The organism is Alloalcanivorax venustensis ISO4 (genome assembly GCF_015356855.1).
Classification (GTDB): Bacteria; Pseudomonadota; Gammaproteobacteria; order Pseudomonadales; family Alcanivoracaceae; genus Alloalcanivorax; species Alloalcanivorax venustensis.
The window spans coordinates 51,937-65,160 of the sequence record NZ_ARXR01000017.1 but is presented as its reverse complement, the minus strand read 5'-3'; the positions used below and the strand labels follow the sequence as shown (position 1 = coordinate 65,160).

Annotated in this window: 13 protein-coding genes; 4 read left to right on the top strand and 9 right to left on the bottom strand. The window is 62.6% G+C overall.

The features are described from left to right. Window positions 1-118: 118 nt before the first annotated feature. The 3 genes from ISO4_RS10915 to mutM form a co-directional block, all read right to left on the bottom strand. A complete protein-coding gene (locus tag ISO4_RS10915) occupies window positions 119-652 on the bottom strand; it encodes a porin family protein (protein WP_194856228.1) in 534 nt (177 codons plus the stop codon). Between the two features lie 34 nt (window positions 653-686). Then, window positions 687-1,058, bottom strand: a complete 372-nt coding sequence (locus ISO4_RS10910) for a hypothetical protein (RefSeq protein WP_194856227.1) — start codon at window positions 1,056-1,058, stop codon at window positions 687-689. A gap of 75 nt (window positions 1,059-1,133) precedes the next feature. Continuing rightward, window positions 1,134-1,943 carry a bifunctional DNA-formamidopyrimidine glycosylase/DNA-(apurinic or apyrimidinic site) lyase gene (gene mutM, locus ISO4_RS10905; RefSeq protein ID WP_194856226.1) on the bottom strand — a complete coding sequence of 270 codons (810 nt, stop codon included), beginning with the start codon at window positions 1,941-1,943 and terminating at the stop codon, window positions 1,134-1,136. Window positions 1,944-2,029: 86 nt separating this feature from the next. Here mutM and ISO4_RS10900 point away from each other — a divergent pair, with 86 nt between their 5' ends. From ISO4_RS10900 to ISO4_RS17025, 4 genes are all read left to right on the top strand, one after another. Beyond that, entirely contained in the window at window positions 2,030-3,994 is a 1,965-nt protein-coding gene (locus tag ISO4_RS10900) for a hydantoinase/oxoprolinase family protein (RefSeq protein WP_194856225.1), read from the top strand. Window positions 3,995-4,081: 87 nt separating this feature from the next. Next, on the top strand, window positions 4,082-5,290 hold the full coding sequence (locus ISO4_RS10895) for a DesA family fatty acid desaturase (protein WP_142947795.1): 1,209 nt from the start codon (window positions 4,082-4,084) through the stop codon (window positions 5,288-5,290). A gap of 250 nt (window positions 5,291-5,540) precedes the next feature. After that, window positions 5,541-7,214, top strand: coding sequence for a sodium:solute symporter family protein (locus ISO4_RS10890; protein ID WP_194856224.1), 1,674 nt, complete (start codon window positions 5,541-5,543; stop codon window positions 7,212-7,214). A 45-nt stretch (window positions 7,215-7,259) separates the two neighbouring features. After that, window positions 7,260-7,391, top strand: coding sequence for a putative transporter small subunit (locus ISO4_RS17025; RefSeq protein WP_228548060.1), 132 nt, complete (start codon window positions 7,260-7,262; stop codon window positions 7,389-7,391). 36 nt (window positions 7,392-7,427) lie between these two features. Here ISO4_RS17025 and ISO4_RS10885 read toward each other — a convergent pair whose 3' ends face one another. The 6 genes from ISO4_RS10885 to ISO4_RS10860 form a co-directional block, all read right to left on the bottom strand. Next, window positions 7,428-9,266: a pilus assembly protein TadG-related protein gene (locus tag ISO4_RS10885; RefSeq protein ID WP_194856223.1), complete on the bottom strand. Its 1,839-nt coding sequence runs from the start codon at window positions 9,264-9,266 to the stop codon at window positions 7,428-7,430. Between the two features lies 1 nt (window position 9,267). After that, window positions 9,268-9,546 carry a hypothetical protein gene (locus ISO4_RS10880; protein WP_194856222.1) on the bottom strand — a complete coding sequence of 93 codons (279 nt, stop codon included), beginning with the start codon at window positions 9,544-9,546 and terminating at the stop codon, window positions 9,268-9,270. Window positions 9,547-9,549: 3 nt separating this feature from the next. Next, entirely contained in the window at window positions 9,550-10,218 is a 669-nt protein-coding gene (locus ISO4_RS10875) for a tetratricopeptide repeat protein (RefSeq protein WP_194856221.1), read from the bottom strand. Window positions 10,219-10,282: 64 nt separating this feature from the next. Continuing rightward, the gene (locus tag ISO4_RS17255; RefSeq protein WP_194856220.1) at window positions 10,283-11,152 is read right to left on the bottom strand and encodes a type II secretion system F family protein; all 870 of its coding nucleotides are present in this window, start codon (window positions 11,150-11,152) and stop codon (window positions 10,283-10,285) included. Beyond that, window positions 11,145-12,062, bottom strand: a complete 918-nt coding sequence (locus ISO4_RS10865; RefSeq protein ID WP_194856219.1) for a type II secretion system F family protein — start codon at window positions 12,060-12,062, stop codon at window positions 11,145-11,147. The genes ISO4_RS17255 and ISO4_RS10865 overlap by 8 nt, the downstream gene beginning before the upstream one ends. After that, window positions 12,059-13,222 carry a CpaF family protein gene (locus ISO4_RS10860; protein WP_194856218.1) on the bottom strand — a complete coding sequence of 388 codons (1,164 nt, stop codon included), beginning with the start codon at window positions 13,220-13,222 and terminating at the stop codon, window positions 12,059-12,061. The genes ISO4_RS10865 and ISO4_RS10860 overlap by 4 nt, the downstream gene beginning before the upstream one ends. Between the last annotated feature and the right edge of the window lie 2 nt (window positions 13,223-13,224).

Here is a 13,224-nt window from a genome sequence, read left to right as displayed (position 1 = left end):
ATGTGCCAACTATGTTGACAGACTCCGAAAACGGCGCATAGCAAAACGCGCAAGGAGCGTAGGACGCCCTCTGTTTTTTTATCCAATGTCATTTTTTTCCCTTCCCTAGAACTAAAATCTAGAACTTATAAAAAACCCCTGCCGACGGCCCCTTGAAGGAGACATCGCCAATATCGTAGTACTGAACATATTCCGCATTGATGCCGAAATTTTCACCGATATTTACATCGACGCCCGCACCATAAGAGGTGTCTTTTATCGTAGCGGTTTCATCGTCGTAACGAATATTGTTATTTAAGGTCGCGTCCTCTTCACCATAGGTGTAACCGAGAAGCAGATAAGGACGCCAAAAATCAAACTGATAGCCGAGCTGAATATACGCCCCCACATGATAATTGAAGCGGTACTCTTCGCCGTCCTCGCTTTTGTCATTCAGAGTAGTGCCAAGCCGGAGCTCGGTCGCGAAGTAGCGATTTATGTGCCCGCCCAAACGAGCAAACACTTCGCCCGTATCGAACTCGTCTTCACCGAAGAAGCGGTCGTTCTGTTCCAGTTGGGTATAGTTGAGGCCAATATAGCCGTCCGCGAAAGAAACAGCCGGGGCAAAAGCGCCCAGCAGACCCAGCGCGCTCCCCCAGATTAACTTCCTCATTCTATATTCTCCTTTTTGTTTCAGATGGCGCTAATTATTTATCCGCCGTTCTTTGCGCTTCTATCTGTTTGTCGCGACGAAGGCGGTCATGCTGAGTAGGGGTGCAACCCAGGCAGCGTAGAAAGGTGGTGCGGACCGGCGTTTTGACAAGTGTCTCAGCCGCCTCGTCCTCGTTACCCCCCAGTAGGGTAAATGGCAACATGACGGTGTAAACGACGGTGCCCACGACCGTGGCCGCGCCCATTACAGGCCGGACAAAAACAGCGTCGCCAAGCATGGCTATTTCCCCCGGGCGGTTATTCTCTTCCATCTGCCCCGCCTGTGCTTGCACGGAACCAAGAGTTCCGCCGGCCAATACCGAAATGGCGAGAATCGCAGCTGTCAGCGGCTCCTTCGCTCGCTTCATTTTAATCCCCCTACCGATTTTAGAATGAACCCCGAATCTACATTGTTGCCCCGGAAGCGGCAATATCCCTGCCGCTCAGCGCTGGCAGCGCGGGCAATAGACGGTGCTGCGCTGGCCGTGGCGGCCGCCGCGCAGCGGCTCGGCGCATTGCGGGCAGGGCTCGCCGGCGCGGCCGTAGACCAGCAGCTGCTGGGCGAAGTAGCCGGGCTGGCCGTCGGCGCTGGTGAAATCGCGCAGGGTGGTGCCGCCGGCCTCGATGGCCTTGGCCAGCACCGAGCGTATCGCCAGCGCCAGACGCTGGTAGCGCGCCTCGCTGATGCGGCCGGCGGGGCGGCTGGGGTGGATGCCGGCCAGGAACAGGCTTTCCTGGGCGTAGATGTTGCCCACGCCCACCACGGTGGCGTTATCCATGATGAAGCTCTTCACCGACACCCGCCGACCGCGACTGCGGCGGTACAGCCAGCCGCCGGAAAAATCCTGGTCCAGGGGCTCGGGGCCCAGGTTGGCCAGCAACGGGTGGGTCAGGGCGTCCGTCAGGTACAGCAGGGCGCCGAAGCGGCGCGGGTCGTTGAAACGCAGCAGCCGGCCGCTGTCCAGGTGCAGATCGATGTGGTCGTGCTTGCGCAGCGGCGTCTCTGCGGGGACCACGCGCAGGGTGCCGGACATGCCCAGGTGAATCCCCAGGTTCAGATCGCCGAGGTCCATCAGCAGGTACTTGGCGCGCCGCCGCAGGCCGACGATGCGCTTGTCGCGCAGCTCGGCGACCCGAGCGTCCACCGGCCAGCGCAGGCGCGGCTCGCGCACGGTGACGGCGGTGAGGGTGCGGCCGGCCACATGGGGCTCGATGCCGCGCCGGGTGGTCTCCACTTCGGGCAATTCGGGCATGGGCTATCCTGGGTGAGGGAGGCTAAGATGACGCCCTGGATTGTAACGGGCACAGGCAACGGAGACATCCTATCCTGGGAGACAACATGTCGTACTGGCTCGGTGTCGACACCGGCGGCACCTTCACCGATTTCGTCCTGCTCGGCGAGGCTACCCCGCGTATCCACAAAGTGCTGTCGACGCCGGCGGCCCCGGAGGAGGCGATCCTCCAGGGCATCCGCGAGATGGGCCTGGAGGATCGCCTGCGCGCCGGTGAGCTGGTGATCGTCCATGGCACCACGGTGGCCACCAACGCGGCTCTGGAGAGCAAGGGCGCGCGCACCGTGCTGGTCACCAACCGGGGCCTGGAGGACGTGCTGCTGATCGGCCGCCAGAACCGGCCGGAGCTGTATAACCTGACGCCTTCCGCGGCGCCCACGGCGCTGGCCGACACCCCGGTGGAGAGCCTGAGCGCCCGCCTGGGCGCCGACGGCACGGCGGTGATCGGCCTGAACGACGCCGACATCGACGACCTGGTGGCCCGCGTACGCGCCCACGACCCGGAATCCGTGGCGGTGAACCTGCTGTTCGCCTACCTGGACCCGGACCACGAGGAGCGCCTGGGCCGCGCCCTGGAGGACGCCGGCCTGGCGGTGAGCCTGTCCAGCCGGGTGCTGCCCACCCGGGGCGAGTACGAGCGCGGCATGGCCACCTGGCTGAACGCCTGGCTGGCGCCGCGCATTCACCATTACATCAGCCGCCTGAAGGCGCACACCGCGCCCTCGCCGCTGACCATCATGCAGTCCAACGGCGGCACCGTGGCCGCCGACCAGGCGGCCGGGCGCGCCGTGAACCTGTTGCTGTCCGGCCCCGCCGGGGGCCTCAGCGCCGCCCACCGCCTGGGCGGCGCCCTGGGCGAAGACCACCTGATGACCTTCGACATGGGCGGCACCTCCACCGACGTGGCGCTGCTGGACGGCGATATCCGCCTCACCCAGAGCGGCCATATCGGCCCCTACCCGGTGGCGGTGCCGATGGTGGACATGCACACCATCGGCGCCGGCGGCGGTTCCCTGGCGCGGGTCGACGACGCCGGCCTGCTGCATGTGGGCCCGCAATCCGCCGGCGCCGACCCGGGCCCGGCCTGCTACGGCAAGGGGGGCCAGGAGCCCACGGTCACCGACGCCAACCTGGTGCTCGGCCGCCTGCAGCCGGAGTTCGCCCTGGGCGGCAGCCTGGCCCTGGACCGGGACGCCGCCGAAGCGGCGGTGGCGCGGGTGGCGCGATCACTGGGCCTGGACACGGTGAGCGCGGCCCGGGGCATTATCGAGCTGGCCAATGAACACATGAGCCAGGCGCTGCGGGTGATCTCCATTCAGAAGGGCTTCGACCCGGCGGATTTCCAGCTGGTCAGCTTCGGCGGCGCCGGCGGCCTGCATGTGTGCGCCCTGGCGGAGAACCTGGGCATGCGGCGGGCGGTGATGCCGATCCGCGCCGGCGTGCTGTCCGCCGAGGGGCTGGTGTACGCACCGCGCAAGCGGGAATTGATCCAGGCGCTGCCCGGCGGCGCCGACGCCGCCCGGGTGGACGCCCTGGCGGCGGACCTGGACCGGCGCGGCCGGCGGGAACTGGCCTCGGAAGGGGTGCCCGACAGCGACGTGGTCACCGAAGTGACACTGGACCTGTGCTATCAAGGGCAATCGTCGACCCTCGGCTTGCCCTGGGACGGCGACCCGGAGGCGGCGGAGACCGCGTTTCACCGCCTCCACGAGCACCGCTACGGCCACCGGCTGGCGCTGCCGGTGCAGAGGGTCAACGTACGGGTGCGCTGCCAGGCACCGGCGCGCCCCCCGGCCCCCGCGCCTCTGGCCGGCGGCGACGGCGCCCCGGCCTGGGAGGCCCGGCTGCCGGGCGTGGACACGCCGGTGCCGGTTTACCGCCGCGACAATCTGGCCTCAGGCCAGGCGCTGCGCGGGCCGGCGCTGGTGTTCGAAGCCGTGGGGACGGTTTATCTGGCCCCCGGATGGCAGGCTCAGGTACACTCCGAGGGTCACCTGCTCATGACCCGATAGTCACTACGCTGTACCCGGTGACCGGCGGCCGACACCGCCGACCCCGAAAACCTGGAACCGGAACGGTTCCACAACCGTGTTTCCGCCATGAACGACGTACTGAATTTCTTCTCCGGTGGCCTGCTTTCCGCCGGCCCCTGGGCACTGGTGCTCATCACCCTGGCCATGACCCACGTGACCATTGTCAGCGTGACCGTGTACCTGCACCGCTATTCCGCCCACCGGGCCCTGGAGCTGCACCCGGCTCTCAAACATTTCTTCCGCTTCTGGCTGTGGCTGACCACCGGCCAGAACACCCGCGCCTGGACCGCCATCCACCGCAAGCACCACGCCCGCTGTGACACGGAAGAAGACCCGCACAGCCCCCAGGTGCTGGGCATTCGCAAAGTGCTCAGCGAAGGCGCCGAGCTCTATCAGGCGGAAGCCGTGAACCAGGAAACCCTGGACAAGTACGGCGCCGGCTGCCCGGACGACTGGGTCGAGCGCAATGTCTACAGCCGCTTCACCTTCCTGGGCATCGCGCTGATGGGCGCCATTGATCTGGCCCTGTTCGGCGCCATCGGCATCACCATCTGGGCGGTGCAGATGATCTGGATCCCCCTGTTCGCCGCCGGCGTGATCAACGGCATCGGCCACTATTGGGGCTACCGCAACTTCGAATGCACGGACGCCTCGCGCAACGTGCTGCCCTGGGGTGTGTTGATCGGCGGTGAAGAGCTGCACAACAACCACCACACCTACCCCAATTCCGCCAAGCTTTCGATCCGCCGCTTTGAGTTCGACATGGGCTGGGCGTGGATCCGCCTGTTCGAAATGCTGGGCCTGGCGAAAGTGAAGAAGGTGGCGCCCAAGCCGGTGGTGGACCGCGACAACGCCAAACCCGCCGTGGATCTGGATACCCTGCGGGCAGTCTTCCAGCACCGCTTCCAGGTGATGGCCCAGTACCGCCGCGCCGTGATCAAGCCGGTATTCGAACAGGAGAGGGCGCGCGCCTGCGAGGCCACCCGTGGTTTCTACAGTCGTGCCCGCACACTCTTGTACCGGGACCAGCGGTTCTTCAAGAGCCGCCACAAGCACCGGCTGGCCAACCTGACCGAGCACAACCACACCCTGGCCACCATCTATGAGTACCGGCTGCGCCTGCAGTCGATCTGGAGCCAGACCAGCCGCAACTCCTCCGAGATGCTGGAGTCCCTGGCCCAGTGGTGCCGGGACGCGGAAGAATCCGGCATCCACGCGCTGCAGGATTTCGTGGCCACACTGAAAGGGTATCGGGTACAACCGGCCCAAGCCTGACGTCGCGGGCTGGCAACCCAGCCCGATAAGCACTAGAGTACGCCTCCCTCGCGGCCTGCAATTGCAGGCCGCTTTGTTTTTACGGCTTTTCCCGCGCCGGCGACACCGGCTCCGGGCCTTTTCATTTCAACCCGGGTCACCGCGACCCATCAAAACGCCCTCAGCGGGTTCCTTGCCGCGCCGTCCGCCGGTGGTCGCCATTCGCACCGCCCGGCCTGCCAGCGCGCGTCTGTTTCACTGGGAGACACGTTTGACCGATACCGGCTTTTATCAATTTTCGCCTCTTACCATCCTGTTGCTTCTCGCCGCCTTCTACGGCGGCACCTATCTGTTGACGCTACTGATCAAGAGCGACCGCCAGGGCACCGACGCCTTCATGGTCGCCAACCACCGCGTGGGCTTCGGCATGGGCGCCGCCAGCATGACCGCCACCTGGATCTGGGCCGCCTCCTTCTACGCCGCCGCCACCTCCGGCTATACCTACGGCCTGTCCGGCCCGCTCCATTACGGCCTGTGGGGCGCGCTGATGATTCTGTTCATCTACCCGTTCGGCCAGCGGTTCCGGAAGCTGGCGCCCAACGGCCACACGCTGGGCGAACTGATCCACGCCCGGCACGGTGCTTCCAGCCAGTTGATTCTGGCGTTCTCCAACGTGTTGGGCAGCCTGATCAGCCTGATGGTGAACTTCACCGCCGCCGGCGCGCTGGTATCGGTTCTGTCGCCGCTGTCGTTTCAAACCGGTGTGATCATTGCCGGCATCGGCGTACTCAGCTACACCCTGACCTCCGGCTTCCGCGCTTCGGTGTTCACCGATTTCGCGCAGCTGGTGGCGTTGATGGCCATCGCCGTGGTGATCATCCCCGCGGTGCTGTTCGCCATGGGCGGCCCCGGCACGATCATGGACGGCATGAGCACCCTGACCGCGGAGCAACAGAACCTGTTCTCCATGGACGCCATCCTGAACCAGGGCGCGCCCTACTTCGTCGCCGTGCTGGCCTACGCCATCGGCAACCAGACCATTTCGCAGCGCCTGTTCGCGGTGAACGAGAAGCACATTAAACGCACCTTCGTGACCGCCACCGTGGGCTACGCGGCGATTGTCATCGGGCTGGGCATGATCGGCCTGATGGCGGTCTCCGCCGGCATCGAACCGGTCAACGGCGACATGAACAACCTGATCCCCCAGGTGGTCTCCACCTACCTGCCGCCGGTGTTTATCGCGCTGTTCTTCATCCTGGTGATCGGCTCGCTGTCGTCCACCGCCGACTCTGATCTGTCCGCCCTGTCCGCCATCGTCATGGCCGACGTGTACGGCAAGAACATCGCCAAGGACAACGCCGACCCGAAAAAAATGCTGCTGATCGGCCGCGTCACCATGATCGTCGCCACTGTGTGCGGGCTGGTCTTCGCCAGCTTCGCCTTGGACATTCTGGTCATGCTGGTCTTTGTCGGCGCGCTGTGGGGCGCCATTGTGTTCCCGGTGATCGCCAGCTGCTACTGGAACCGGATCACCAACGCCGCCTTTACCTGGGCCGTGGTGGTCGCGCTGATTATGTTCTGCGTGGCGCGCTTTGATCTGCTGCCGATGCAGGGCTTTACCGCGTTGTTGTTCGAGTTCCTCGCGGCCATCGGCGGTGGCGTGGTGATCGGGCTGATGGCCTTCGGCTTCTTCGGCGTACGCATCGGTGCGATTGCCGGCGTGATCGCCTTCCTGGCCACCGCCTGGTTCGGCTTCCACTTCCTGCGCGACTACACCGTGCTGATGGCGTCACTCACCGCCTACGGCGTCAGCACCCTGGTCTGCGTGGCCATCAGCCTGGCCAGCAACCAGCGGTTCGACTTCGACGAGATCGGCAGGCGCGTAAACAACTACGATGACGCCGGCGCGCCCGACCTGACAAAAGGCACCGCCACCGCGCAATAAATACACCGGGCCACGGCGATTGCCGTGGTCGCTAAGGAGAAACTTATGGAAACCTGGATATTCGGCGCCTACATACTCGTGTGGCCCGTACTCAGCCTGGGCGTGCTGGTCGTGCTCAGCGCCTCGGTGATGCGTGACCTGCGCGCGGCGAGACGGGAAAAGCGTGATTTGATCTAGTCGCGTCACGGTTACGCAGACCTTGAGAAAAGCTTACTAGCAGCCTTCCGGACCGCAGTATTGAAGTAGCTGCACGGCGGGCTGCTCAGCGGCTATGACATTAACCTCAGCTTCACCCAAGCTAATACCTAAGCTTCCCAAAAGAGGCCCCAACAGATACTCGGATAGGGGCTCGACGACACCACTTACCGCCGGTCGTACCAAGTTCAGCGTCAAGTTAAGCAAACTACCTAGTGGCAGACAGGCTATATCCGCGCTCTCTACGTTAATACCGTTCATAAGGTTAGTCACACTTGAACCGAGCACGTCACCCGTGCCCACATCTACCGAGCGAGCTTGAGCCTCGAAGTTATGCAACGGAAGGTCTCTGAATTCCACGATACCGGAAGGTATGTCGTCGCCAGATGCGGAAGATGAAGAAACTTGGATATCGATTAGTCCGGAGCACGAAGGCGGAGGATAACAACAGTCTCCGTATCGGGTCCCAGTTAACGGGCCGGTGTACTGGTGCTGAAAAGAGTCCGCCGGTGGAATCGGGCAGGACCATTCCGCAACACCTGGAAAACATACGGGTTGAGGTTCCTCTGCACCTAGGACAATAAGTTCCACGTCGGTGTACAATTGAAGGGCCGATTTCTCAACCTCGAAAGCATAGTCCACCGCATTCGTACTACCCGCTCCACAAGCTGCCTCCACCAACGTTGCTTTGGTCGCTCCTGTTCTGAGCTCTAACGGCAACTTAAGCGTTAAAGCGCTAAACGAGGGATCCCCGAGTTGCAAAGAAGCATCTAAACGTATGGTTATATCAGCGCCTTCGACCTGCCCAAGCCACCCCAAACCTCTATCTGTTTTGCCTATGCGCGCGGGAGCAACAACGACGCTCGGTGCGTTATCGATTTCCAATTCCAAAGAAAGACTTGTCAAATCCCCTAAACCGAGCCCGCCGAGGAGAGGGTTGACGTCTAACTCTATTATTCCGTTTAAGGGCGGCGTCTCGGCGAGATTGAGAATGAGGCTGCTCAGAACTTCCAAGACCGGCACCCCAGCGCCCTCTGGGACTCCGGTATTGCCCACGACACGAATGATCTCGGAAACCTGTACGTTTGTATTCACACCACTGGAGGCAAGCACATCGTCCACAACCTTTACTGCACCGCCGGTAAGACCTCCGGCGGTGCGCAAGGCACCAACCACGACGTAGGCCGGCACCTCCGACTGTAGAACTTCATCAACCCCCAAACCAGTGCGTGAGGCAACGTAGCTAACTATGTCGCCCAGGTCAGCCACCGTATTTGAAAGTGAAGAAAGCGAAACCGCATCTATAGAAAGATGGTTTCCGCCAAGCACTGCCTCGAAAATCGCGCCAAGAAGGATGGCGTTATTGGTGTCGATGGAGGCGGTATATGACTCCGTGTAAAAGGTCGCAAATGTCTCTTTCTTTACTGCCGTCTGCGCTGACACGGTCACCTTCCCGAGCGAGCTCGGCAAAAGGGCGGAAATAGGCTCCTCGGAGGCGACCCGAACCACTAGCCCATTGCTCTGCATCAAGTCTTCTTCAGAGCGAAAAGAGAGCACTTCGTTATCGTCGCTTTCAATCACCCCCGGTTCGACAATCAACTCGTCATCCGCACCATCAAAACCTTGGGCGCGTGCAGCAGCCAGCGCGCGTGCACGGATATTCCCCATGCTGACAGTCGCCCCCCCGCATGTCTGTGTGCCATCAGCAGCGGCGGTCGCGGCAGCATTTACCTGACTCTGCATTTCCTGGCGCAATGAATACAAGCGCGCACCATCAAGAGCCAGTACACCCAGCAAGATCACGGCGATCATGATAATCGGCGTAATAAAAAGCAGAGCACCACGCTGCCTATTCATTTCAGTCCTCGCCACGAGTCTGCTGACCAAAAGTTTCCGGAATCGGTTGTTTAAAGCTGTCCGCCAGGCGGCGCTGCGTGTCGATGTAGACCGGCACGGAGAGCTCGCTTTTTTCCGCCGGCGGCGAACGACGCTGCTGTTCCAGAGCGCGCTGGGTGGCGGCGCCCACCCGATTCTCCTGTTCGGTGTCGACCACTTTGCCGGATACGCCGAATTGCGGTCTGCCGTCCGCCATAACCGCCAGCGGAATCAATGTGAGTAGAGCCATGACCAGTTTCATAGTTTATCTCCCGAATTGCTCGGCCAGCCGTTCCGCGTAAGCCCGCTCTTCACTGCTCAGGTCGTATTGTTTCTTCATCCATTCCAGCCCACCCCAGTTGTCGGTGAGCAGGTACGCCACCGCCAGGTTCTGGCGGACCGGACCCTTGCCGTCGCCGAGCTCCATGGCGGTGCGCAACTCATAGGCGGCGTCTTCATAGTCACCGACCATAAGCAGCACATAGCCGTAGTCATTGCGCACCTGGGCCGAGGCGGGCGTGCGTTCGCGGGCGATCTCCAGGTGATGAAGCGCTTTCAGCACTTTATCCTGCTTCAGCAGGACCATGCCCAGACCATGGTGGCTGCGCCCGGTGCCGCAACGGTCCACCAGGCCCTGGAAAATGGTCTCCGCCTCTCCCAGATGGCCGGTGGACGCCTGCAACTGGCCGTAACGCACCCAGTGGTCAACGGTTTCCATGGGCTTGGCTTCCAGCTGCGCCAGTGCCGCGTGGTTGCGCTCCCGGTTCATCAGGTTGTCGACCATGTCGAGCTGCACCTGTTGTTCCGGCTGGATGCGCGCGGAGCAATTCAACCGGTCCAGATCGTACGGGTCGCCGGGAAGTTCGCTGGGCGCCTGGGAAGCGCAACCGGCCATCAGCACGCTGGCCATGATCCCCATCGCTATTTTTTGCATCCGTTGCTCCTGGTCTTCGTTGTTCGTTCGAGCGCGCACCCGCGCTTGTTGTTAAAGAATACCGCTAACGAGAAAGTGCGTCGGCGATAGAGATCACCGCCGGCCCGCCGATCAAAATGAACAATGCGGGCAACATAAACGCCATCATAACCACGGTCATTTTGGCGCCGATACGGTTGGTTTCCTCGCGTACACGGTTACGTTCCACGTTCTGTGCTTCTTCGATGATTTGATCGAGGCTGAGGGAAACACCGGCGCCAAGCTGGCTGCTTTGCTTCATCAGCACCACATAGTTACGCAATACGGGAATGCGACGGTTTTCGCCGAGTTCATCCAACGCCTGGGAGCGTTCAGCACCCGATTCCATCAGCCGGTTGAAGCGGTCGAGGCGGGCGGAAAGCATCGGCAGAAGCGGCCGGGCCTGATTGGCGATCAAGCGCAGCACTCGCTCCAGGGACAGCCCGGCCTCCATCAACATGCGTGTCAGGTGGCACAACTCCACGGCCTCCAGATTCTGCCTTTGTTCAGCGCGCGCCCCCATTGAACGGATAGCGCGCCGAGGCACCAGAAACGACAGAGCCGCCACGATCATTCCACCGATCGGGCCGAAGAACACGAAACCGATGGCCACGGCTACCGCCGGCAGAATCCAGCAGAACAGCAGGTAAAGAAGCTGCGCCTGCTCGTGGGTGCGCCCGGTGGCGGCATAGGCCTCGCGAATGTCCTCGAAATCACCCCGTGCAATGGACGATTCGGTGAACCGGCTGGCGAGCCTGGACAACCAGAAGCTGGAAGCCTTTTCATCCTGATCAGCGAGGCGATGCAGACGTGCATTGATACGGGCACGACGGGCCCACTGCGGCGCTTTCGCCCAGGCCACCCAGATGGCGAGGAAAGAGATCGCGGCCGCGGAGATGAACCAAACACTATTCACGTCCGACCCCCTGGATCATCCGCCAGATAATGATCACGCCCAGGGTCTGAAGGCCACCGGCGATGGCGAGCATGGTATGCCCGGTGTCGGTGTCCAGAAGAACCCGGGAGTAGTTCTCGTTAATCAGAATCATGTACGCGGCCAACCCCAGCGGCAACAGCGCAAAGGCGGCGGCGGTGAAGCGTGTCTCCGCGGTGGCGGCCATGAATTCGCGGCGCAGTTCCTGTTGCGAGCGCAGCGAGGTGGCCACCTGGGTCAGCACCGGGCGAATCGAGGAGCCGAAGCGCGACGACGTTCGCAACGCGATTGAGACCAGAACCAGCGACGGTATCCGGTAGAGGCCGCCGAAGTCCTCGAACAAACTGGTGTAATCGCGGCCCGCTTCCACGGCGTTACGTAAACGGAACGCCAGCGGATCAAAAACCGGCGGCGCGTCGTTGAAGGATTCCACCAAGGCATTGTCCAGCGAGCGCCCGGCGCTCAGATAGCGCAGGGTGGTATCGATCAAACCGGGCAGCTCTTCGTAAATACGCCGCCGTTGCTGTTGGAAGCGAAAGCGCCAGTACATCCACAGCGCGATGGCGATCAGCCCGGCCGTGATCAGCGCGACCAGCGGCCCGTTGAGCACCAACACCACCAGCAGGAATACCGCGACGATCAGACCGAAGACGGTTAATTGACCCTGGCTGAGGTGAATGTCCGCGCGAATCAGCACGCTTTCCAGCGGCGTCACGGTGACACGGGCGGCGGTCTCGACGCCCAGATCCGCCCGGGTTTCCAGGCGCCGGCGGATGCCGTCATTCAATGACCGTTTAAAACGGCGTCGTGCCCACAACCACTGCAGCACCACCGTGATCAGCGCGAGCACGGCGAGCGTTTGCGCGGCGGCGAGCAGGGCCAGGGCACTCATTGGTCGTGGCTCCGGTACAGGTAGTCCATGTGGTACGCGTCGGTCTCGGTGGGCGTGAGAGCGACCACCTCGCTGACCATCCGGCGACCGTCGGGCATCCGTACCAGTTGAATGATGATGTCCAGGGCGGAGCCGATAAGCCGGCTGATGGCACGCTCGCTGGCGTCGTAACCGCTGACCGCCAGCAGGGTTTCGATCCGCACCAGGGCGTCCCGGGTGGTGTTGGCGTGGATGGTGCTCATCGAACCTTCGTGGCCGGTGTTCATGGCCTGCAGCAATTCGATGATTTCCGCGGAGCGCACCTCGCCGAGAACGATCCGGTCGGGCCGCATCCGCAGTGAGTTCACCACCAGCTCCCGGGCGGTGATACGGCCTTTGCCTTCGGTGTTGGCCGGCCGAGTTTCCAGGCGCACCACATGGGGGTGGTTGAGCACCAGCTCGGCGGAGTCCTCGATGGTGAGGATCCGTTCCGCGCGGGGGATGTACTGGCTGATCAGGTTCAGCATGGTGGTCTTGCCGGTGCCGGTACCGCCGCTGATGATGATATTACGGCGCGATTCCACCGCGCGGATCAGCACATCCAGGCAGGCGTCGGTCATCGAGCCGTTTTCGATCAATTGCTGGGCGGACAGGTGGTTACCGGTGAACTTACGGATACTGATGGTGGGTCCGTCCAGGGCCAGCGGCGGGATGATCGCGTTGACCCGCGAGCCGTCCGGCAACCTGGCGTCCACCATCGGGCTGGCTTCATCCAGCCGCCGGCCCAGAGGCGCCAGCATGCGGCGAATTACCCGGGTGACGTGATCATCATTGATGAAGCGGGTATTGGCCCGCTGCAACACACCGGCCACCTCCACGAAAACGTGTTCCGGTCCGTTGACCAGAATATCGTTGACGCTGGTGTCCGCCAGCAAAGGCTCCAGGGGGCCGAAGCCGGTGACTTCATCGAGAATATCGCGGACCAGCTGGTTCAGGTCCTGGGTGGATAACGGCACCCGGTTATGAGAGATGTACTGCCCGACATGGTTGCGGGTGAATTCGGCCAGGGCATCACGGGTCGCTTTGCCGACTTCGATGCCTTCTTCATCCAGCCGCTCCACCACCCAGCGATGGGCGCGCTCCTTGAGCTGCTGGTACTCCTGATCGAAACGACCGGCCACGG